At 70.5% G+C, this 20,481-nt stretch carries 19 protein-coding genes and 1 riboswitch; of the genes, 9 read left to right on the top strand and 10 right to left on the bottom strand.

Going from position 1 to position 20,481, the window contains the following annotated elements; all coding sequences use genetic code 11:
• The 4 genes from V7E09_RS08125 to V7E09_RS08110 all read right to left on the bottom strand — a co-directional run.
• A partial coding sequence (locus V7E09_RS08125; RefSeq protein ID WP_324523238.1) for a LacI family DNA-binding transcriptional regulator occupies window positions 1–687 on the bottom strand: 687 nt, incomplete at its 3' end.
• Between the two features lie 7 nt (window positions 688–694).
• Window positions 695–1,435 (bottom strand): 3-ketoacyl-ACP reductase, encoded by a 741-nt coding sequence (locus tag V7E09_RS08120; RefSeq protein ID WP_324509633.1) that lies wholly within the window; start codon window positions 1,433–1,435, stop codon window positions 695–697.
• Window positions 1,435–2,217, bottom strand: a complete 783-nt coding sequence (locus tag V7E09_RS08115) for an enoyl-CoA hydratase/isomerase family protein (protein WP_324509632.1) — start codon at window positions 2,215–2,217, stop codon at window positions 1,435–1,437. The genes V7E09_RS08120 and V7E09_RS08115 overlap by 1 nt, the downstream gene beginning before the upstream one ends.
• 2 nt (window positions 2,218–2,219) lie before the next feature.
• Window positions 2,220–3,767, bottom strand: a complete 1,548-nt coding sequence (locus tag V7E09_RS08110; RefSeq protein ID WP_324509631.1) for an acyl CoA:acetate/3-ketoacid CoA transferase — start codon at window positions 3,765–3,767, stop codon at window positions 2,220–2,222.
• Window positions 3,768–3,982: 215 nt separating this feature from the next.
• Here V7E09_RS08110 and V7E09_RS08105 point away from each other — a divergent pair, with 215 nt between their 5' ends.
• Complete coding sequence (locus V7E09_RS08105) at window positions 3,983–6,157, top strand: beta-galactosidase (RefSeq protein WP_324523237.1); 2,175 nt, start codon at window positions 3,983–3,985, stop codon at window positions 6,155–6,157.
• Between the two features lie 111 nt (window positions 6,158–6,268).
• Here the strand turns inward: V7E09_RS08105 and V7E09_RS08100 are convergent, their stop codons facing one another.
• The 4 genes from V7E09_RS08100 to V7E09_RS08085 form a co-directional block, all read right to left on the bottom strand.
• Window positions 6,269–7,129, bottom strand: a complete 861-nt coding sequence (locus tag V7E09_RS08100) for an amino acid ABC transporter permease (protein ID WP_324509629.1) — start codon at window positions 7,127–7,129, stop codon at window positions 6,269–6,271.
• The gene (locus V7E09_RS08095; RefSeq protein WP_324509628.1) at window positions 7,126–7,800 is read right to left on the bottom strand and encodes an amino acid ABC transporter permease; all 675 of its coding nucleotides are present in this window, start codon (window positions 7,798–7,800) and stop codon (window positions 7,126–7,128) included. The genes V7E09_RS08100 and V7E09_RS08095 overlap by 4 nt, the downstream gene beginning before the upstream one ends.
• A 67-nt stretch (window positions 7,801–7,867) precedes the next feature.
• The gene (locus tag V7E09_RS08090) at window positions 7,868–8,848 is read right to left on the bottom strand and encodes a glutamate ABC transporter substrate-binding protein (protein WP_324509627.1); all 981 of its coding nucleotides are present in this window, start codon (window positions 8,846–8,848) and stop codon (window positions 7,868–7,870) included.
• 14 nt (window positions 8,849–8,862) lie between these two features.
• Window positions 8,863–9,618 carry an amino acid ABC transporter ATP-binding protein gene (locus tag V7E09_RS08085; protein ID WP_324509626.1) on the bottom strand — a complete coding sequence of 252 codons (756 nt, stop codon included), beginning with the start codon at window positions 9,616–9,618 and terminating at the stop codon, window positions 8,863–8,865.
• Between the two features lie 133 nt (window positions 9,619–9,751).
• On the opposite strand from V7E09_RS08085, the gene V7E09_RS08080 reads away from it, so the two are divergent.
• Complete coding sequence (locus tag V7E09_RS08080) at window positions 9,752–10,546, top strand: alpha/beta hydrolase (protein WP_324509625.1); 795 nt, start codon at window positions 9,752–9,754, stop codon at window positions 10,544–10,546.
• Window positions 10,547–10,674: 128 nt separating this feature from the next.
• The gene (locus V7E09_RS08075) at window positions 10,675–12,342 is read left to right on the top strand and encodes a SulP family inorganic anion transporter (RefSeq protein ID WP_324509624.1); all 1,668 of its coding nucleotides are present in this window, start codon (window positions 10,675–10,677) and stop codon (window positions 12,340–12,342) included.
• Window positions 12,343–12,405: 63 nt separating this feature from the next.
• Here V7E09_RS08075 and recQ read toward each other — a convergent pair whose 3' ends face one another.
• Together recQ and V7E09_RS08065 are read right to left on the bottom strand one after the other, a co-directional pair.
• Window positions 12,406–14,466 (bottom strand): DNA helicase RecQ, encoded by a 2,061-nt coding sequence (gene recQ / locus V7E09_RS08070; RefSeq protein WP_324509623.1) that lies wholly within the window; start codon window positions 14,464–14,466, stop codon window positions 12,406–12,408.
• 44 nt (window positions 14,467–14,510) lie between these two features.
• On the bottom strand, window positions 14,511–15,539 hold the full coding sequence (locus V7E09_RS08065) for a zinc-dependent alcohol dehydrogenase family protein (RefSeq protein WP_324509622.1): 1,029 nt from the start codon (window positions 15,537–15,539) through the stop codon (window positions 14,511–14,513).
• 267 nt (window positions 15,540–15,806) lie between these two features.
• On the opposite strand from V7E09_RS08065, the gene V7E09_RS08060 reads away from it, so the two are divergent.
• From V7E09_RS08060 to V7E09_RS08035, 6 genes are all read left to right on the top strand, one after another.
• Window positions 15,807–16,628 (top strand): class I SAM-dependent methyltransferase, encoded by an 822-nt coding sequence (locus V7E09_RS08060; RefSeq protein WP_324523236.1) that lies wholly within the window; start codon window positions 15,807–15,809, stop codon window positions 16,626–16,628.
• Between the two features lie 4 nt (window positions 16,629–16,632).
• Window positions 16,633–17,097: a cupin domain-containing protein gene (locus V7E09_RS08055; protein WP_324509620.1), complete on the top strand. Its 465-nt coding sequence runs from the start codon at window positions 16,633–16,635 to the stop codon at window positions 17,095–17,097.
• A gap of 175 nt (window positions 17,098–17,272) precedes the next feature.
• Window positions 17,273–18,064 (top strand): GH25 family lysozyme, encoded by a 792-nt coding sequence (locus tag V7E09_RS08050; RefSeq protein ID WP_324509619.1) that lies wholly within the window; start codon window positions 17,273–17,275, stop codon window positions 18,062–18,064.
• Window positions 18,065–18,097: 33 nt separating this feature from the next.
• Window positions 18,098–18,225: riboswitch (FMN riboswitch) on the top strand.
• Window positions 18,226–18,299: 74 nt separating this feature from the next.
• Window positions 18,300–19,094: an ABC transporter permease gene (locus V7E09_RS08045; RefSeq protein ID WP_324509618.1), complete on the top strand. Its 795-nt coding sequence runs from the start codon at window positions 18,300–18,302 to the stop codon at window positions 19,092–19,094.
• 35 nt (window positions 19,095–19,129) lie between these two features.
• Window positions 19,130–20,140, top strand: a complete 1,011-nt coding sequence (locus V7E09_RS08040) for an ABC transporter substrate-binding protein (protein ID WP_324523235.1) — start codon at window positions 19,130–19,132, stop codon at window positions 20,138–20,140.
• A 24-nt stretch (window positions 20,141–20,164) separates the two neighbouring features.
• Window positions 20,165–20,481: deoxycytidylate deaminase (locus V7E09_RS08035; protein WP_324523234.1), on the top strand; the 317-nt coding region annotated here is incomplete at its 3' end.

The following is a 20,481-nucleotide window of genomic DNA, read 5'->3' as shown; positions in this document are numbered from 1 at the left end:
CACCACCTCGGACGCCGCGGCGGCCCCGACCTCCGCGCTCAGTCCCTCGGTGTCCAGGCGCACCAGCGCGATGTCGGGGTGGGCGTCCCCGTACGCCCGGACGCCGGCGCACCGCATGGCTTCTGAGGGAGACTCGGTGGGTCCGCCCTGGTAGCCGATCGTCGTGTGGCCGAGTGCGACGAGATGATCCAAGGCCGCATCCAGGGCGGGCCCCTCCTCGGCGAGGACGCAGTCGAGTCCGGGAAGCGAGCGTCCCACCACGACGATGGGCCGAAACCCGGCCACCGCGTCCCGCAACATCGCTTCCGGGGCGCGAGGAGCGAGGAACAGCACGCCGTCCGCCTGGCTCGCCAGGGTGTCGAACGCGGCCAGCTCGCCCTCCCCGGTGCCGCCGGAGTCGGCCACGAGCAGTTGCTCGCCGCGGGCCGTCGCCGCCTGCAGGACGCGTTTGGCGACGCCTGCGCCGTACCCTCCGGCCAGGTCCGGCACCACGATCCCGATTGAGAAGTGCCGCCCGGCCTGCAGGGAACGCCCGGCCGCGTTGGGCCGGTACCCCATCGCCCGAGCCGCGTCGCGCACCCGCGCCCGGGTCGCAGCAGACACCAGATCGCTGCCGGCCAGTGCCCGGGAGACCGTCGACTGGGAGAGTCCGAGCCGGGCGGCGACCTCGGCGGCCGTGACGGACATCGCCCTCCTAGAGCACGGGGATATGAAAGCCCCCGTCGACATGGATCACTTGGCCCGTAGTGTAAGCCAGCGCGTCCGAGCAGAGCATCGCGACCGCGTCGGCGACGTCGCCCGGTTGCCCCCAGCGGGCGATCGGGAATGCCCCCGCAGCGATCAAGGCGTCGTACTTCTCCTGGGCGACCGCGGTCATCGGGGTCTGGATCACGCCCGGACGCACCTCGTTGACCCGGATCAGATCCCCGGCCAGGCGCGCGGCGTACACCTGGGTGAGCATCGACACCCCCGCCTTGGACACGCAGTACTCGACCCGATCCGGTGAAGCCATCCACGAGTTCAGCGAGCCCAGATTGACGATGTCGCCGCGGCGTCCGGCCACCGGCACCTGGGCCGTCATTGCCCGCGCGACCGCCTGGGTGAGGAACATGGTGCCGGTCAGGTTCACGCCCAGCACCCGCTCCCAGCTGTCCGGGGTGACCTCCAGCAGATCGCCGCGGCGCGCCACCGAGACCCCCGCGTTGTTGACCAGCACGTCGATGCGGCCGCACCGGCTGAGCGTGCCGGTCACCAGCGAGTCCCGAAAGGACGCCGCGGTCAGGTCGCCTGTCGCCGCCCACTCCAGGCCGTCCGGGGCCTCCGGGAAGGACAGATCCGCCCCCACGACCCGGTAGCCGTCCGCCAGCAGCCGGGCGGCGATGCCCGCCCCGATACCGCGCCCCGCCCCGGTCACCAGGGCTGCTCGCGCGCCCATCACAGCCCCCGGTAGTGGGCCGGGCGCTTCTCGAGGAAGGCGGTCAGCCCCTCGCGTGCGTCCTGGGTGGTCATCAGGTAGGCCAGCGCCAGTTCGTCGCGCTGGGCGACCTCACGGGCGCTGGCCCGATGGGAATCCGCGATCATCAGCTTGGTGGCGCGCATCACGACGGGGGAGTACCCGGCCAGCCGCTGGGCCAATGCCGCGGCCCGCTCCCGGAGCCCCGTCACCTCCGGCAGCACCTCCGCCACGAGCCCGGCCGCCTGCGCCTGCTCCGCGTCGATCATCGTCCCGGTCAACATCAGGTACTTGGCGCGAGACTGGCCGATCAGCCGCTGTAGCCGTTGCGTCCCGCCCCAGCCGCACGGCATGCCGATGGTGATCTCCGGCTGCCCGAACCGGGCGTTCGCGCTCGCCAACCGGATGTCGCAGGCCATCGCGATCTCCAGGCCTCCGCCCAGGCAGTAGCCGTTGACGGCGGCGATGGTGGCGAACGGGAGTTCCTCGATCAGGGTGAACAGCCGGTGACCGACCTCGATGTGGCGGCGGGCCTCCTCGGGGGAGTAGCCCAGCAGGTCGTTGATGTCGGCCCCGGCGATGAACGACTTCTCCCCGCCCCCGGTGAGCACGAGGGCGCGCACGGCCGGATCGGCGCCTAGGCCCGCCACCACCTCCACCAGCCGGGTGAGGAGCGGCACGTCCAGGGCGTTGCGCTGGGCGGGACGGTCGACGGTCAGCGTCGCGACGCCGTCGGTGAGGGTCAGGGTGTAGCCGGTGGTCATGGTCAGTTCCTTCCCAGGTTCATGGGGGCGTCGCGGTAGATGCGTGCGTCCATCAGCGTCAGTTCGTCGGCGAGGGCGGGGGTGAAGTCCATCAGGTCCAGCACCTGGGTCTGCAGGTCGATGCCGGGGGCGATCTCGACGAGGGTGAGTCCCGCGTCTTCAAGATGGAACACCGCACGCTCGGTCACATACCAGACGTCTTGGCCGAGGGCTCGTGCCTGGTCCCCGGAGAACGTCACGTGCTCGACCTGGGGCGGGAACTTGCGGGCGCGTCCCTCGGTGAGGATCCGCAGTTCGCCGTCGCGGATCTCGGTGGTCAGCCCGCCTGCGGTGAACGTGCCGCAGAACACGATCGTCTTGGCCGACTGCGAGATGTCGATGAACCCTCCGCAACCCGCGATCGTCGGGCCGAACTTGCTGACGTTCACGTTGCCGTGCGCGTCCGCCTGGGCCAGGCCCAGGCAGGTGAGGTCCAGCCCGCGGCCCGAATAGAAGTCGAACTGGGCGGGGGCGTCGAGGAACACGTCCGCGTTGTAGGCCGTCCCGAAGATGTCACCGCCCGCGGGCATGCCGCCGGAGAGTCCCTGTTCGATGGTCATGGTGACCCCGGCGAGCGTTCCTTCCTCGGCGGCGACGGACGCCACCCCGTCGGGCATGCCGAAGCCCAGATTGATGATGCTGCCGGGCTCCAGGAGCATCGCGGCGCGGCGGGCCACGACTTTGCGGTGCCCCAGCGGCAGGGGTGTGACCTCGCCGACGGGCCGCCGCAGCGACCCGGCCAGGGCGGGATCGAAGGGGCCTTGGGTGGTCTGCCATTGCCCGGGCTCCACGACGACGGCATCGACCAGGTACCCGGGCACCTGCACGGCCTGCGGGTGGAGGGCGCCGTGCTCGGCGCGGTACTTCACCTGGGCGATCACGGTGCCGCCGCTGTTGTGGGCGGCCTGGGCGAGGGCGAGTGCCTCCAGGAAGCAGGGCTCCTCCTCGAAGCTGATGTTGCCCCGCTCGTCGGCGGATGTGCCGCGGATGATGCCGACATTGATCGGGCTGGCCGGGTAGTGCAGCCACTGCTCGCCGTTGAGTTCGATCAGCGAGACCAGATCGTCGGTGGTGGCGTCGTTGAGCTTGCCCCCGGACAGCCGGGGGTCCACGTAGGTGCCCAGGCCCGTCCTCGTGATCAGGCCGGGACGACGCGCCGCGATCTCGCGGTACTGGCTGACGATCACCCCTTGGGGCAGGTTGTAGGCCTCGATGGCCCCCGCATTGGCGAGCGCCTGCATGCGGGGGGACCAGCCCCAGTGCCCGCCGACGACGCGCTTGACCAGCCCGGCGTGCGCGAACCGGCTGAGGCCGCCGGCGTCCCGGTCGCCGATTCCGGCGCTGTGGTACACGGTCAGTGCGCGCGGGTGGTCGGTGGTGAGGAAGGCGTCCTCGATGGCTCGGTGGACGGTCGCCGGCTCGAGGACGCCGCCGCCGTTGCCCAGCAGGGCGACCGTGTCGCCGTCACGGATCAGGGAGACCGCATCGGCGGCGGTCATGAAGGTCGTCATGGCGTGCTCCTTCGCATGCTGCATACGTATGCAGGAATAGTGACGCATACGTATGCACCGGTTCCTCGGGTTGCCGGTGGTTGGCGCCGCCGTGAAATGTTTCAGGTTCGCTGGCGCCCCGAGAGCGGGTCCGGTTGACTGGGACGCGTCACCCGGGCCAGCGGAGGTCCGGGACGCCGGCCGCGCCGACCGAGGCGAGGAAGTGAGAGCGACCCATGCGCGTATGGAACGACGACCTGCAGGGCCTTGCCTTCGGTGGGGACTACAACCCCGAACAGTGGCCCCGCGAAGTCTGGGACGAGGACATCGAGCTGATGCGGGAGGCCGGGGTCAACCTGGTCAGCGTCGGCATCTTCTCCTGGGCGACGATCGAGCCCCGCGAGGGCGAGTTCCACTGGGAGTGGCTCGACGAGATCATCAACAAGCTGCACGCGGGCGGCATCGGCGTGTGCCTGGCCACCGCCACCGCGTCCCCGCCGCCCTGGCTGACGAGGAAGCACCCGGAGATCCTTCCCCAGCGCGAGGACGGCACCGTCCTGTACCAAGGCGGACGCCAGTCCTACGCGATCAGCTCCCGGATCTATCGTCGCTACGCGACCGCGATGGCCTCCCGGATGGCCCAGCGCTACGCCTCCCACCCCGCCGTGCGGCTGTGGCACATCGACAACGAGATCGGGTGCCACGTCCCGCAGGACTACTCCGACAGCGCCATCCCCGCCTTCCGGACCTGGCTCGCGGACCGCTACGGCGACATCGACGCCCTCAACGATGCGTGGGGGACGGCGTTCTGGTCGCAGCGCTACGGCAGCTTCGATCACGTCCTGCCGCCCCGATCGGCGCCCACCTATGCCAACCCGACCCAGCAGTTGGACTTCATGCGGTTCAACTCCGATGCCGGATTGAGCTACTACGCCGACCTGACGGCGGCCGTGCGCGCGGTGAATCCCAGCATCCCGGCCACGACCAACTTCATGTGCACCACCGGAAACAAGGGCGTGGACTACTTCGCGTGGGGGCCGCACATGTCGGTCGTCAGCAACGATCACTACACCCGCGCTCACGACCCGGAGCGGCACATCGAGCTCGCGTTCGCGGCTGACCTGACCCGCGGCACCGCCCACGGTGCCCCCTGGCTGCTCATGGAGCACTCCAGTTCTGCGGTGAACTGGCAGCACGTCAACCGGGCCAAGGACCCCGGGGAGATGCTGCGCAACTCGCTCGCGCACGTAGCGCGGGGCGCGGACGGGACCCTGTTCTTCCAGTGGCGGGCGAGCCGGGCCGGTGCGGAGAAGTTCCACTCGGCCCTCGTCCCGCACGCCGGCACCGACTCGCAGGTGTGGAACAACACGGTCGAGCTCGGCCGCTGCCTGCGCGCCCTCGCCCCGGTCAAGGGGTCCCGGGTGGTGTCGTCCGCGGCGCTGGTGTTCGACTACGCCGCCTGGTGGGGTCTCGAACTCGACAGCCACCCCAACAACACCTTGTCCTACCCGGATCTGGTTCTCGAGTGGTACAAGGCGCTGTGGTACGAGGGGATCGGCGTCGACATCGTCACCCCCGGCTCGGATCTCAGCGGGTACGACCTGGTGATCGCCCCCAACCTGTACGTCACCGATCCGGACGCGACCGCGAACCTGGCGGGCGTCGCCGAGGGCGGCGGGGTGTTCGCGACGACCTGGTTCTCGGGCATCGTCGATGCCAACGATCACATCATCCTGGGCGGGTACCCGGGCGCCTTCCGCGAGGTACTCGGCATCCGCGTCGAGGAGTTCAATCCTCTGCAGCCGGGCGAGACGCACGGGGTCACGCTGGACGCAGAGGACGCAGAGGACGCAGAGGACGCAGAGGACGCAGAGGACGCAGAGGACGCAGAAGACCCCGAAGACGCCGAGGCGGGGGACGCGGGAGCGCTGGCCGACGGTGACGCGCAGGCGTCCCCGGACGAGCCGCGGACCAGCGACGCGACCGCTTCCACCTGGACGGAGCGGCTCGACGTGCGCGGTGCGCAGGCGCGCGGGGTGCTCACCGACGGCGTGCTGACGGGCTATCCGGCCGTCACGGAGAACACGCTGGATTCGGGTGGGCACGCCTGGTACGTGGCCACCGACCTTCCGCTGACGAACAAGCGCGCCCTGGTGCGCACGTGGGCGCGACAGGCGGGCGTGGCGCCGGTGGTGCGGGCCCCCGAAGGCGTGGAAGCGGTCGTCCGTCACGGTGATGGCGAGGACTTCCTGTTCTTGCTGAACCACACCGAGGCCCCGGCCACGGTCGAGGCCTCGGGAACGGATCTGCTGAGCGGCCACGCGGGGGAGTCGCACACCCTCCCGCCGGGAGCGGTCGCCGTCCTCCACACCCGCACCGCCACCCCCGAGCCGGAGACCGCCGAGGACTGAGCCTGAGACCGCCGAGGACTGAGCCTCACGTCGCCGAGGACTTACCTCGTGGGGATCGGATCGCACATGCGGGGCTGCGCAGCGCGGTGCTGTCCGCGGCGTGACCCCGGATCACTGAGCCGGGACGGGCTCCTGGGCCAACGCGGCAGGGTTGGCCGTGGCTTTGCGCGTGCTGCGCGACTGCAGCCAGGTGGCCACCTTGGTCAGCAGGTAGTTCAGCACCACGTAGATCACCGAGATCGCCAGGAACGTCTGGATCATGTAGCCGTAGTACGCGGTCACGGTGCGGCCCTGCTGCATCAACTCGGGGTAGCTGACGACGTAGCCGAGCGTGGAGTCCTTCAGCAGCGAGACCAGGCCGGTCAGCAGTGCGGGCAGCACGATGCGGAACGCCTGGGGAAGGATCACCAGGCGCATCATCGTGGAGTGCGTCATGCCGAGCGATTCGGCCGCTTCCCACTGGCCCTTGTCGATGGCCTTGATGCCTGCCCGGAACACCTCGGCGGTCGTCGCGCTGCTCACCAGGATCATCGGGATGACGAGCATCCAGAACACCGGCAACGCCAGCGCCGGACTCAACCGCGGCAGCGCCAGCAGGAAGGCGTACACCACCAGCAGCATCGGGATGGCCCGAAAGAACTCGATCCAGCCTGCGCACAGCGTCGAGATCCAGCGCCGTGAGGACATCCGTCCCAACGCCAGCGCCAGACCGAGCGGGTAGGCGACCAGCGCGGCCACGCCGGTGGCGATGAATGTGTTGCGGACGCCTTCGCCGAGGAACGCCACGATGCCCGGGTTGAGGAGGAAGGTCCACCGGTCTGCCGCGAGCTGGCCGTGGGAGTCGAACTGGACCAGCGCCGCCCACACTGCCAAGGCGACGATGACGGCCACGACGACCGACCAGACCACGATCATGACTTTGCCGCGGGGCCCCGGCTCGTCGAACAGGACGCGGGTGGCGTTCTCGCTCATCGCGACACCGCCCCTCGCCCGGAGATCCGCGACTGCCCCAGGCGACGCTCCAGGGCGCTCCCGGCGCCGCCGACGCCCAGCCCCAGCACCAGGTAGACGGCACCCGAGAGCAGGAACAAGAACACCGCCTCGGCGTAGCGGATGTTGAGCTGCTGGGTCACGTTGGTGATGTCGGAGACACCCACGGCCGCGACCAGCGAGGATCCGATCAGGACGCCGATGAACACGTTGGCCAGCGGCTGAACCATGGTGCGGAACGCCTGGGGCAGGATCACCAGGCGCAGTTGCTGGGTGAAGGACATCCCCAGCGCCCGGGACGCCTCGGATTGGCCGATCGCGATGGTGTTGATGCCGGAGCGGACCGTCTCACAGACGAACGCCGAACCCGACAGGATCAGCGACACGGCGCCGCACCAGAACAGCGGCAACAAGACACCGATGTCGGGTAGCCCGAACGTGACCAGCACCAGCAGGCTGAGCAGGGGGATGTTGCGGAAGAACTCCACGTAGGCGGTGCCGACGGCGCGCAAGGGAACGATGGGGCTCACCCGGAAGATGGCCGCGACCGTGCCTACGATCAACGACCCCAGGAACCCGACGATCGTCAGCCCCACGGTCGTCGCCACGCCGCTGAGCAGGAACGCCCAGTTGTCGGTCAGGATCTCGACCATCTCACCTCCCCCGCTCGGGGCGTCCCCTCACCCCGCGTCACGCAGGGAAGGGGGACGCCGATGTCGACTAGCTGCCTTCGACGGACCCCAGCGCAGGCGGGGTGGGTTCGGTCTCCAGGAACCGGCCGACGGTGCCCTTCCACAGGTTGAGCCACACGCCGGAGTCGTAGATGGTCTGCAGGAACGCGTTGACGAACGCCTTGGCGTCCGCCTCGTCCTTGTTGAGGCCGATGCCGTAGGGGTCGGTGGTGAACGGGTTCCCGACGACCTTGACCTGGGAGTTGCGCACGGCGTTGCTGAGCAGGATCGACTGGTCCAGCACGTAGGCGTCGGCGCGGCCCTGCACGAGCGCGGCGATGCAGGAGTCGTTGTCGGCCAGCAGCAGCTTCTCCGCGTTCTGCACGTTCGCGTCGATGGCGGTGATGCCGGTCGAGTTGGTCTGGGTGACGATCGTCTTGCCGTTGAGGTCCGCCACCGAGTGAATGGTGGTGTTGTCGGACTTGACCTGGATCGAGGCGCCCGAGGAGTAGTACGGACCGGCGAAGTTGATCTTCTCGGCGCGCGCGGGGGTGATCGAGTAGGTCGCGATGACGGCGTCGACGGTCTTGTTCTGCAGCACCGTCTCGCGGGTGTCGGAGGTCACCTGAGTGAGCTGTGACAGCTTGGAGACGTCCTGGCCGCCGGTGATGTAACGCGACAGCAGGTCGCCCAGGCCGGCGTCGAAGCCGGTGACCCGGCCGCTGGTCGGGTCCTTCAGCGAGAAGATGGCGCTGGTCTCGGCGCCGCCGCGGCGCAGGTAGCCCTGCGCCTTGATGGCCTGGGCCCACGGGCTGGCGGCGATGAGCGAGTCGGCGGCTACCGGGCCGGCGAGGACGAGGGCGTCGTACACCTCAGGGGAGAGGCCCGGGCTGGTGCTCGGCTGGCCGGACGCGCCCGAGGTGGACACGGAGGGAAGGCTGCTCGTGCCGGTGCAGGCACTCAGGACGGCCAGGGCCCCCAGGCCGAGGGTGGAAGTCAGTAGCGTCCTGCGATGGAACTGGGTGGTCATGGTTCTCCTCAATGTCAATGGTCAAGGATCTTGGACAGGAAGTCCTTGGCCCTGTCGGTGCGCGGGTTGTTGAAGAACTCGCTCGGTGTCCCCTGCTCGACGATCCGGCCGGCGTCCATGAAACAGACCCGGTCACAGGCGTGACGCGCGAAGCCCATCTCATGGGTGACGACCAGCATCGTCATCCCGGATTCGGCGAGTTCCGTCATCACGTCGAGAACCTCTTTGATCATCTCGGGGTCGAGAGCAGAGGTCGGTTCGTCGAAGAGGAGTACCTGGGGTTGCATGGCCAGGGCGCGCGCGATCGCGACGCGCTGCTGCTGGCCGCCGGACAGCTCGGCCGGATAGCTGTCGGCCTTCTCGGAGAGGCCGACGCGGGCGAGCAGGTCGCGGGCTTGGGCGGTTGCCTGGTCCTTGGGGATCTTGCGGACGTGAATCGGGCTCAGCGCGATGTTCTCGAGCGCCGTGTAGTGCGGGAACAGGTTGAACGACTGGAACACCATGCCGACCTCGGCGCGCATCTGGGCCAACGCCTTCCCCTCTTGGGGTAGCGGTCGGCCGTCGATGGAGATGGTGCCCTCGGTGGCCTTCTCGATGCGGTTGATGCAGCGGCACAGGGTGGACTTTCCGGAACCCGAGGCGCCCAGCAGCGCGACCTTCTCGCCCTTGGCGATGTCGAGGTCGACGTGGTCGAGCGCCCTGAAGTCCCCGAAGTACTTCGTGACGCCGCGCAGTTGGACCAGCGGCGGGGTGGTGTCCGACTCCAGCATGCGCGTCAGGGTACGTGACTCTGCCCCTCAATAGGGGACGCGTCCACCATCTGCTCCTTGGCCATGGCTCCCCGGGTACCCGCGCGACGCGTCTCCGGGTAGCGTGGCGGGCGAGCCAGGAAGGGGCGCACCGATGCGCGTGTTCACCGAACAGATCACTCCCACCGCGACGATCACGGGGTATGTCCACGACGACAACCCGGCCACCATCGGGGAGGCAACGCGGGCGGGAGTCCTCATCTTCCCTGGTGGCGGCTACCGGTTCTGTTCGCCCCGGGAGGCCGAGCCGGTCGCCGTCGCCTACCTCGCGGAAGGGTTCAACGCCTTCGTGCTGCGCTACGCGGTGGCGGAGCACCCATGGGAGACGTCCCACGCGGACGGCCTGACCGCCCTCGATTGGCTCCGCGAGCACGCCACCGAGACGGGCATCGATCCCGCCCGGGTCGCGATCGTCGGGTTCTCCGCGGGCGGTCACCTGGCGGCCAGCGTCGGGGTAACCGCCGCACGGCGTCCCGACGCGCTGGTGCTGGGCTACCCCGTCACCCGTCCGGACCTGGGGGTGCTCATGTCGAAGACCATCCTCGACGTCGTCGCCGCCGTGGATTCCGACACCCCGCCCAGCTTCGTGTTCACCACCCAGGGCGACGAGCAGGTGTCCAGCACCGAGAGCCTCGAATACTGCCTGGCACTGGCTCGCCGGGGGATCCCGTACGAAACCCACGTGTACCTCAAGGGCCCCCACGGCATGAGCCTGGCCACACCGCTGACCGCTGCCGGCCGAGCCGACCTGACCGACGAGGACGTGGCGTCCTGGCTGCCCGCCAGCGCCGCCTTCCTCCGGGCGATCCTGGGGGACATCCCGACCGCGGGGGCGCCTGCCGGGTTCACCCGGCGACCGAGCCCTGACAGTGCCGACGACCCGGCCTAACACAGCCCGGGCCAGGGCCGGAGCGTCCCCGCGTCGCTGAACGGGGAGGGCGGGATCGCCTGGGCGCGCTACCCTCAGCCCGCCAGGCCCCGATCGCGGGCCGCGCACCGACGAGGCGAGGAGTAGGCGTGAGGATCCCGGACCACATCCGGAGGCACCTGGTCACCCTCCTGCCGGGGCGCGACGACGTGAGAGCCCTACCGCGGACCTGGCGCCGCGACGTGCTGGCGGGCCTCACCGTCGGCGTCGTCGCCTTGCCGTTGGCCCTCGCGTTCGGCGTCTCCTCCGGCATGGGGGCCGCCGCCGGGCTCGTCACCGCCATCGTCGCCGGGGTGGTGGCTGCCGTCTTCGGCGGCTCCAACGTCCAGGTGTCCGGTCCCACCGGCGCCATGGCGGTCATCCTGGCCCCCATCGTCGCCGCCCACGGGCCCCACGCCGTCGTCGTCATCTCGATCCTCGCCGGACTGATCCTGGTCGCGGCGGGCGTCCTGCGACTGGGGCGGGTCGCCGTCTACATTCCGTGGCCGGTCATCGAGGGGTTCACCGCGGGCATCGCCATCATCATCGCGCTGCAGCAGGTCCCCTTCGCGCTCGATGTGCGGACGCCGGCCGGGCACTCGCCGCTCGTCGCGGCCGGGGAGGCCATCTCCGCCGCTCGCCCGCCCGAGGCGCTCATCGCCCTCGGGATGACGGTCGCCGTCGTCGTCATCATCGAACTGCTCCGGGCCTGGCGGGCCACCTTCCCCGGCGCCCTGCTCGCCGTCATCGCCGCCACCCTCGTCGCCGAGGCATCCGGGCTCGGCATCGCCCGCATCGGCGAGTTGCCCGCCTCCCTCCCCGCCCCGTCGATCCCGCTGGTCGACCCCGCCGTTCTCCCCACTCTGCTCAGCCCCGCGCTCGCCGTCGCCGTCCTGGCTGCCATCGAGTCGCTGCTGTCGGCCCGGGTCGCGGCAGGCATGGCCCCGACCGGCCGGGTGCTGCCCGACCGCGAGGTGTTCGGCCAGGGGCTGGCCTCCATCGCCTCGGGCATCTTCGGTGGCATGCCCGCAACCGGGGCCATCGCCCGGACGGCCGTCGCGGTGCGCGCGGGCGCTCGGACCCGGCTGGCCGCCATCGTGCACGCGCTGCTCCTGCTCGGCGTGGTCGCGTTCGGCTCGGGGCTGGCCGGACGCATCCCCATGGCCGCCCTGGCGGGCGTCCTGGTGGCCACGACCCTCCACATGGTCGACCTGGCCCAGGTGCGGGAACTGCTCCGCATCTCCCGCGGCACCGCCATCACCTTCGCCGTCACCATCGTGTGCACCGTCGCCCTCGACCTGATCACCGCCGTCGAGGTCGGCGTCGTGCTCGCCGCCTTCTTCGCGCTGCGGGCGCTCGCCGCCACCACGTCGGTGACCCGGGAGCCCCTGCCCGGGCCAGCCCAGGCCGGTGACGACCACATCGCGGTGCTGCGTCTGGAGGGCTCGCTGTTCTTCGGGGCCGCCGACAAGGTGATGGAGGACATCGCCGGATCCGAGGCGTGGGTGGTGGTCCTACGCTTCTCCAAGCTGGAGATGCTCGATCCCACCGGTGCCCATCGGCTCACCGAGCTCATCGATCTGCTGGAGGCGCGCGGCGCCACCGTCATCATCAAGGGGTTGCGAGGCCGTCATGGCCGCGTCGCCGAACGGGCTGGCGTCCTGCAGGCGTTGCGCGATCCCGAGCACGTGTTCACCGACCTGCCCGCAGCCGTCGCGCACGCCCGCAGCCACGTCGCCCGGCAACTGGCCGGGGAACCGGTGCCGCCCCGCCCCTGAGCCCTGCCCGCGGTGAACTCCGGGACGGCTGCTCCCGGCTGCCCCATCGGGGCAGCGGCGCGGTCACGCCTCGGCGATGACCGCCAGCACGGCCTGCCCGTAGGACTCCTTCTTCTTCGCGCCGATGCCGCTGATCGCATCCAGCGCGGACAGGCTGGCCGGTCGCGCCGCCGCCAGGGCCCGCAGCGTCGCGTCCGCGAACACCACGTACGCCGGGACGCCCTGCTCGCGGGCCACCTGCGTCCGCCACGCCCGCAACGCCTCGAACAAGGACGCGTCGCCCTCGGGGAGATCCACGGGAGCGGACGCCTTCCGCGTCCGTGCGCTGGTGCCGCGGGCGACGTCGCGGCGCAGCGGAACGGGGGTCTCCCCACGCAGGACGCCAGCGCTGGCCTCGGTGACCGCCAGCGTCCCGTAGTCGCCGACGGCCTGCAGCAGATCGCGCGCCAGCAACTGTCGCACCACCGAACGCCAGTCCTGATCCGACAGGTCGGCGCCGATGCCGTAGGTGCTCAGTTGGTCGTGGTGCTGTGTGCGGATCCGATCGGTGTCGGCGCCCCGCAGAATGTCGATCAGGTGTCCCGCCCCGAAGGTCTGGTTGCGCTCCCGGTGCAGCCGGACGATGGTCGAGAGCAGCTTCTGAGCGGGCACCAGCCCGTCCCACGTGTGGGGCGGCTCCAGGCAGGTGTCGCAGTTGCCGCACGGCCCCGACTCCTGGCCGAAGTAAGCCAGCAGGTTCTGCCTGCGGCAGGTGACCGTCTCACACAGGGCCAGCATGGCGTCCAAGTGCTGCTGCTGGCGCTGCTTGTGCGCCCGGTCACCCTCCCCGGAGTCGATGAGGCGGCGCTGCTGCACCACATCGCCGAGGCCGTAGGCCATCCAGGCCACCGCAGGCTCCCCGTCGCGCCCGGCGCGTCCGGTCTCCTGGTAGTAGCCCTCCACCGACTTGGGCAGGTCGATGTGGGCGACGAAGCGCACGTCGGGCTTGTCGATGCCCATGCCGAACGCGATGGTGGCGACCATGACGACGCCGTCCTCACGCAGGAAGCGCGCCTGATGAGCGTTCCGCACGTCGGCCGGGAGCCCCGCGTGATAGGGCAGGGCGTCGATGCCGCGGCCGCACAGGAACGTGGCCGTCTGCTCGACCTGCTTGCGGCTGAGCGCGTACACGATGCCCGCTGACCCTTCCGGCTGGGCCTGGATGAACTCGACGAGCTGACGACGCGGATCGGCCTTGGCGACGATCCGGTAGGTGATGTTGGGCCGGTCGAAGCTGGCGACGAAGTGACGCGCGTTCTCCAAGTGGAGCCGCTGGGTGATCTCCTGGTGCGTCTCCTTCGTGGCCGTCGCCGTGAGTGCTACCCGCGGGACGCCGGGGAACGTCGCGCCCAGATCGCCCAGGGACAGGTAGTCGGGACGGAAGTCGTGGCCCCACTGCGCGACGCAGTGCGCCTCGTCGATGGCGATCACCGACAGCGCCCCGCGCGCCAGCAGGGCACGGGTGCCCTGACCCGAGAGCCGCTCCGGCGCCACGTAGAGCAGGTCGATCTCGCCGGACAGGTAGGCCCGCTCGACGTCGGCCCGTTCGCGGGCGCCCTGGGTGGAGTTCAGGTAGGCGGCGCGAACGCCGTTGGCGCGCAGCGCGTCCACTTGGTCGTGCATGAGCGCGATCAGCGGGGAGACCACCAGGCCGGTGCCCTCCCGGACGAGGGCGGGCACCTGGTAGCAGACGCTCTTGCCACCACCGGTGGGCATCAAGACGATCGCGTCCCCACCCCCGATGACCTGCTCGACCACCGCGGCCTGGTCGCCGCGGAAGGCGTCGAATCCGTACACCGCCTTGAGCGCGCCCAGCGCGGTCGGGAACTGCGCGGCCCGGGCCGCGGGGGACCGGCCCTCGCCGTCGGCCCGGGAGGATGCCTGCGCGTGCTGCGTCGTCCCTGGGGGAGGCGCCGAGGACTCGCCGGTCGGCGTCCACGAGGGCTGTGAGGCGTCCGCGTACGGGTCGAAGGGCAGTTCATCCCACGGGTCGTAGGGAGGTTCCTCGAGCGGATCGTACGGGGGGGCCCCAAGCGGCGGCGCGTCCTGGGACGGCCGGGCGCGGGAGGCGTCGGAGCGGGGCACGAGCGCGAGTCTAACCCGGGGATCCGACGCCTCCCGCGGCGTCCTTAGGCGGCGTCGGGGCGCAGCAGCACCTTGGTGGCGCGGCGCTCATCCATCGCCCGGTAGCCGTCAGCGGCCTGCTCCAGGGGCAGCGTGAGGTCGAACACGACGCCCGGATCGATCTCCCGGTCCCAGATGAGCTGGATCAGCTCGGGCAGGAACCGGCGTACCGGGGCGGGGCCGCCCATCAGGTGGACCTCGGCGGGGAACAGGACGTTGCCGGGGATCGCGACGCCGTGGCTGACGCCGACGAAGCCGACGTGTCCGCCCGGGCGGGTGCTGCGGATGGCCTGCAGCATCGACTCCTGAGTGCCGACCGCTTCGATGGTGCTGTGCGCCCCCAGGCCGTCGGTCAACTCCTTGATCTTCGCGACGCCCTCCTCGCCGCGCTCGGCGACGATGTCGGTGGCCCCGAACCGGCGGGCCAGCGCCTGTCGGTCGGCGTGCCGCGACATCGCGATGATCCGTTCGGCACCCAGCTGCTTGGCGGCCAGCACGCCCAGCAGGCCGACGGCGCCGTCCCCGACGACGGCCACGGTCTTCCCCGGCCCGGCTTCGGCGGCCACGGCGGCGAACCAGCCGGTGCCCAGCACGTCGGAGGCGGCCAGGAGGGACGGGATGAGGTCCTCGTCGGGGTAGCCGGGGGTGGCGACGAGCGTCCCGTCGGCGAGCGGGACGCGGACGCGCTCGGCTTGGGTCCCGATGGTGCCCATCAGCACGGCGTGGACGCAGCGCGACTGGTAGCCGTCGAGGCAGATGGGGCAGGTGTTGTCGGAGGCGAAGAACGAGCCGATGACGAAGTCGCCGACCGAGATCTCGGTGACGGCGTCGCCGATCTCCTCCACCACGCCCACGTATTCGTGGCCCATGGGCTGGTCGTGGACGGTGTCCTCTCCGCGGTAGGGCCACAGGTCGGACCCGCAGATGCAGGCCGCGACGGTGCGGATGATCGCGTCGGTGGGCTCTTCGATGACGGGGTCGGGTCGGTCCTCGACTCGCACGTCACGGGGTGCGTGCATGATGACGCCGCGCATGGCAACTCCTCAGAATGGACGACTCGTCCATTGTGGCCCGGATCCCCGCCGAGGACTGAGGTTCCACCCGTCGAGGACTGAGGTTCCACCCGCCGAGGACTTCGGGGCCGATGCACGAGTGCGTGAAGGCCCCAGGGTCAGTCCTCGGAGGGTTGGGGCTCAGTCCTCGGCGGCCGCAAGCCCAGTCCTCGGCGGACGCAGGCTCAGTCCTCGGCGGGGGATTATGGGTAGGGTTGGCTTGCGTTATTCGTCTGTCGAGGAGGTTTCATGTCCGACCCCGCCGCACCGCAGTCAGGACCCTCGGGCCTGCCCCGGGCCGGACGTCGCACACAGGATGTGGCGGGCCACTGGGTGCTCGCACGGCTGGGCAAGCGCGTCCTCCGTCCTGGCGGACGCCGGCTGAGCCACCAGCTGCTCCTGGACGTCGACCCCGAAGCCCGCGACGTCGTCGAGTTCGCTCCGGGCATCGGGCGTACCGCCGCCGAGATCGTCGCGCTGGCGCCGCTGAGCTACATCGGCGTCGAGGAGGACCCGGACGCGGCGGCTCTGACGGAGGCGGTCGTCGGCGAAGCTGGACGCGTGGTTCGGGCGGACGCCGCCGCGACGGGTCTGCCGGACGCGAGCGTCGACGTCGTGATCGGGGAGGCCATGCTGACCATGCAGGGGGCAGCGGGCAAGGCGGCGATCCTCGGGGAGGCGCGTCGGATCTTGCGCCGGGAAGGCCGCTACGCGATCCACGAGTTGGCGCTGGAACCCGACGCGCTGGATGAGGCCGACAAGACCACCATCCGTCGCGCGTTGGCCCGGTCGATCAAGGTCAACGCCCGCCCGCTCACCGGGGAGGAGTGGCGGACGCTGCTGGAGGAGAACGGGTTCGCGATCGAGTCCGTTCGCTACGCGCCCATGGCACTCCTGCAGCCCCGCAGGCTGGTCGCCGACGAGGGACTGGGGCGGGCGCTGAGGTTCGTCGTGAATGTGCTGCGGGACGCCGACGGTCGCCGGCGCGTCCTGGACATGCGGGCCACGTTCCGCCGGTATCGCAGGAATCTTGCGGCGATCGCCATCGTCGCGGTCAGAAAGGAAGGGTGACGTCATGGACGTCGAAGGACGTGCAGGAGACGAGCAGGATCCTGGTGCCGGACCGCGCAGCGGGGACGGCTGGCGGATGGTGGAGGGGCTCGGTGCGCCGGACTCCCGCGACCCGCACAGTGAAACCGGCAAGCCGGAGGTCCGGGTGCTGACACGCGGGGACGGGGTGACGGTGGTGTCCTTGACCTTCCGAGCGGGGGATGTGATGGCCGATCACCGTGCCGCTGCGCCCATCCTGGTGGTCGCTGAGCGCGGGACGATCGATTTCGGCGTGGGCGGGCAGACGATCGCGCTCGCTCCGGGGCAGGCGATCAACGTCGCGGCGCGGGTCCCGCACCGGCTGGAGGCCCGCCAGGACGCGGCAGCCACCCTGCTCGTCCTCACCGGGGCGCCCGCCCCGGAACCCCCGGCTCCCGAACCGGTTGCCTTCGTGGGACGTCTGCCCTGGGTGATCCCCGAGCGCGGATGAAAGTGACGGCCTTCCCTGCCGCGACCACTACGGGGCACAGACTCGTCGGCTAGGGTGTCGCGCGATGGGGGCAAAACGTACCGGGCGGAGCGTTGCCTGCCTCGTCGGGGTGTTGATCGGCGCGGCAGGGTGCTCTGCGCTGCCCGCACCCGCGGGGGCCAGCCTGCCGTCCCCGGTGACGAGCGCCGAGGCCCCCGGGTCGTCCGCACTGAGTTCCGCCGTGTCCGAGCGGTGGGCGACGGGAGTCGGACTCGATGGCGTGCAGGTCTCGGCCGGGGTGGAGCCCGACTGGATCGACCTCGCCTCCCAGGGCGGCGGTTTCGCCTACATCAACGTCTCGGAGGGCAACCGCCGGCTCAACGTCACCTTCGCCGATCAGGCGACGGCGGCGCGCGCGGTGGGGTTGTTCGTCGGCGGCCTGCATGTCGCTCGACCCGAGCAGTCCTCGGGCACGGCGCAGGGACGCCTGTTCGCGTCGGCGGGTGGCGGCTGGAAGCCTGACGGCCGGACCCTGCCGGGCATCGTCGAGTTGGGGAAGGCGGAGCCGGACGTCTGCTCCGGCCTCGACGCGGCGGCGATGTCCACCTGGATCGGCGAGTTCTCCGCCGAGTACCGCCGGCTGAGCGGCCGGGTTCCCGTCATCGCTGCCAGCGCGCAGTGGTGGGGAACCTGCGTCGGGCTCGACGAACGGCTCTCAGACCTCGATCTGGCGCTGCGCGACGATGTCGTGTCCGTCTCGGATGCGGACTCCGCGGGGGCCACGCCGTCGACGGACGGCGCCGTTGCCGAGGGCGCCTCCGCGGCTGAGGCCAGCCCGGCCGAGGTGGCCGCCGCGGCCGTCCCCGAGGTCCCGGTCGGCTGGGACAGGCCGACGCTGTGGCTGCGGGAGGAGAGCGACGTGTGTCTGGTCACGTTCTTCGGGACCCCGGACGAACTGGACCGCTGGGCTGCCAGCGCGCAGCGCTAGCCGAGCGCTGCGGTAGACTCCGCCACGAACACACACGTGCTCCGGGGTCGGTGAAAGTCCGAACCGGCGGTGATAGTCCGCGACCCGGCCGCTTCGGCGTCCGGTTGACCCGGTGGAACTCCGGGACCGACGGTTAAAGTCCGGATGGGAGGCAGCACGCGCTCGTGGCGTGCCCGCCGGGCCCGTCACCCGTTGCTTGCGTCCCGTGACCCCGCTCGTTGAGGGAGGGGAAGGGATGCGCCGCACCCGTCATCGTCGGCTGACCCCGGCCGCGCGCGCCATCGCACCGTGGCTGTTCTTGTTCTGCCTGCTGGCCGGGTGGTCGTTGACCGTCGCCCTCGCTCAGCCCCCGGCCTACTTCCTCCCCTCGCCGTCGGCGGTGGCGGCGAAGCTGGCGGCCACCCTGGTCAATCCCTCCTTCTGGCCGGCCTTCGGGGTGACGTTCGCGGAGGCCCTCGGCGGATGCCTGCTCGGCTTCGCGGTCGCCTTGCCGCTCGCCGTCCTCATCCATCGCGTCGGATTCCTCCGCGCGGCGGTCACCCCGTTCCTGGGGGCCACGCAGGCGATCCCGGCGATCGCGGTGGCGCCCGTCTTGGCGATCTGGGTGGGGTACGGCATCGGGCCGATCATCTTGCTGTGCGCACTCATGGTGTTCTTCCCGATCCTGGTCGCGTCGGTGCTCGGGCTGCGGATGGTCGATCCGCTCGTGGTCGACGCCGCCCGGATGGACGGGGCCGGCTCGGTCGCCCTGCTCACCGCAATCGAGCTGCCGTTGGCGCTGCCGTCCATCCTGGCGGGCCTCCGCAACGGGTTCGCCCTGTCGGTGACGGGCGCTGTGGTGGGGGAGATGGTCATGGGCGGGCGTGGCCTGGGCCAGCTCCTCACCCTGCAGCGTGACTCGGTCGACACGGCCGGCATGTTCGCCACCATCCTCGTGCTGTGCGCCATGGCGTCGGCCCTGTACGGGGTCATCTCCTTCATCGAACGGCGCTCCGCCACGGTCGCCGATCTCACGGGGGAGACCCCGTGACCCCCATTCCCTCTCACGTCAAGGAAGGTCACGTCATGCGTCGAATCCTCGCGCTGATCCTGACGATCGGACTCGCGCTCGGGCTGTCGCTCAGCGGGTGCGCCCGGGTGCAGCAGAACACCGCCGACGGCTCCGAACAGGTCACGCTCGGCATGAGCTACATCCCCGACGTCCAGTTCGCTCCGTTCTACGTCGCCGAGAGCGAAGGGCTGTTCACGGCGGCCGGGGTGAACGCCCAGTTGCGCCATCACGGCTCCAACGAGGGGCTGTTCACGGCTCTGCTCTCAGGAGAGGAGGACTACGTCTTGGCGGGCGGGGACGAGGTCGTGCAGGCCCGATCCGAGGGCATGGACATCGTGGCGATCGGCCAGTACTACCGGTCCTATCCGGTGACGATCATCGTCCCGGAGAGCTCCGACATCCACACCGCCGCCGACCTGGCCGGGCGGAGCATCGGCGTCCCGGGGCGTTTCGGGGAGAGCTGGTTCGGGCTGCTGGCTGCGCTCGCGCAGGCGGGGCTGACGCAGGACGACGTGTCCATCGTCGAGATCGGCTACACCCAGCAGGCGGCCCTGACGACGGGGCGCGTCGAGGCGATCATCGGGTTCTCCAACAACGACCAGGTCCAGTTCGCCACGGCGGGCATCCCGACCCGGACCGTTCCCCTCAGCGCCGCAGGAGAGGTGCCGCTGCAGAGCATCGTCATGGCGACGACCGCGGCCCGGTTGTCCACACATCAAGACGAGGCGAAGCGGGTGGTCTCGGGCATGACGGAGGGCATCCGACGGACGGTCGCCGCACCCGCGTCGGCGATCACGGCCGCCAAGACGTACATCCCCACCCTGTCCGATCAGGGGGGTGAAGCGGCAGCTTCTGCCACGTTGAACGCCACCATTCCCCTGTGGACCTATGCGGACGGTACGGTGAGCGCAGAAATGGACGAAGCGGCGTGGGTGACCATGTGCTCATTCATGTTCGGCCAGGGGATCATCACCTCGACCGTCGAGGCCTCGGACGCGATGAGCAACGCCGCAACGACACCGTAGGCGAGCGCGAGGGAAAGGGGTTGGGTGGTCGACGAAGTGAGCGTCCCGGACTGGGACGACTACTTTCTGGGCATCGCCAGCGCCGTGTCTCGGCGCGCCCAGTGCACGCGGCGACGTGTGGGAGCGGTCCTCGTCCTCGAACGACGCATCATCGCCACGGGGTACAACGGAGCCGCCTCCGGGCAGCCGAGTTGCCTGGAGGGCGCCTGTCCCCGTGGCGCGCTGGGGTACGACCAGGTCCCCGGGCTGGGGGACTACGACCGGCCGGGGACGCCGGGTTTCTGCATCGCCATCCATGCCGAGGTGAATGCGCTGCTGTTCTCGACCCGTGACACGTCGGG

This window comes from Propioniciclava sp., from assembly GCF_036744435.1.
Classification (GTDB): domain Bacteria; phylum Actinomycetota; class Actinomycetes; order Propionibacteriales; family Propionibacteriaceae; genus Propioniciclava.
This window is presented reverse-complemented; position numbering and strand designations above follow the sequence as displayed.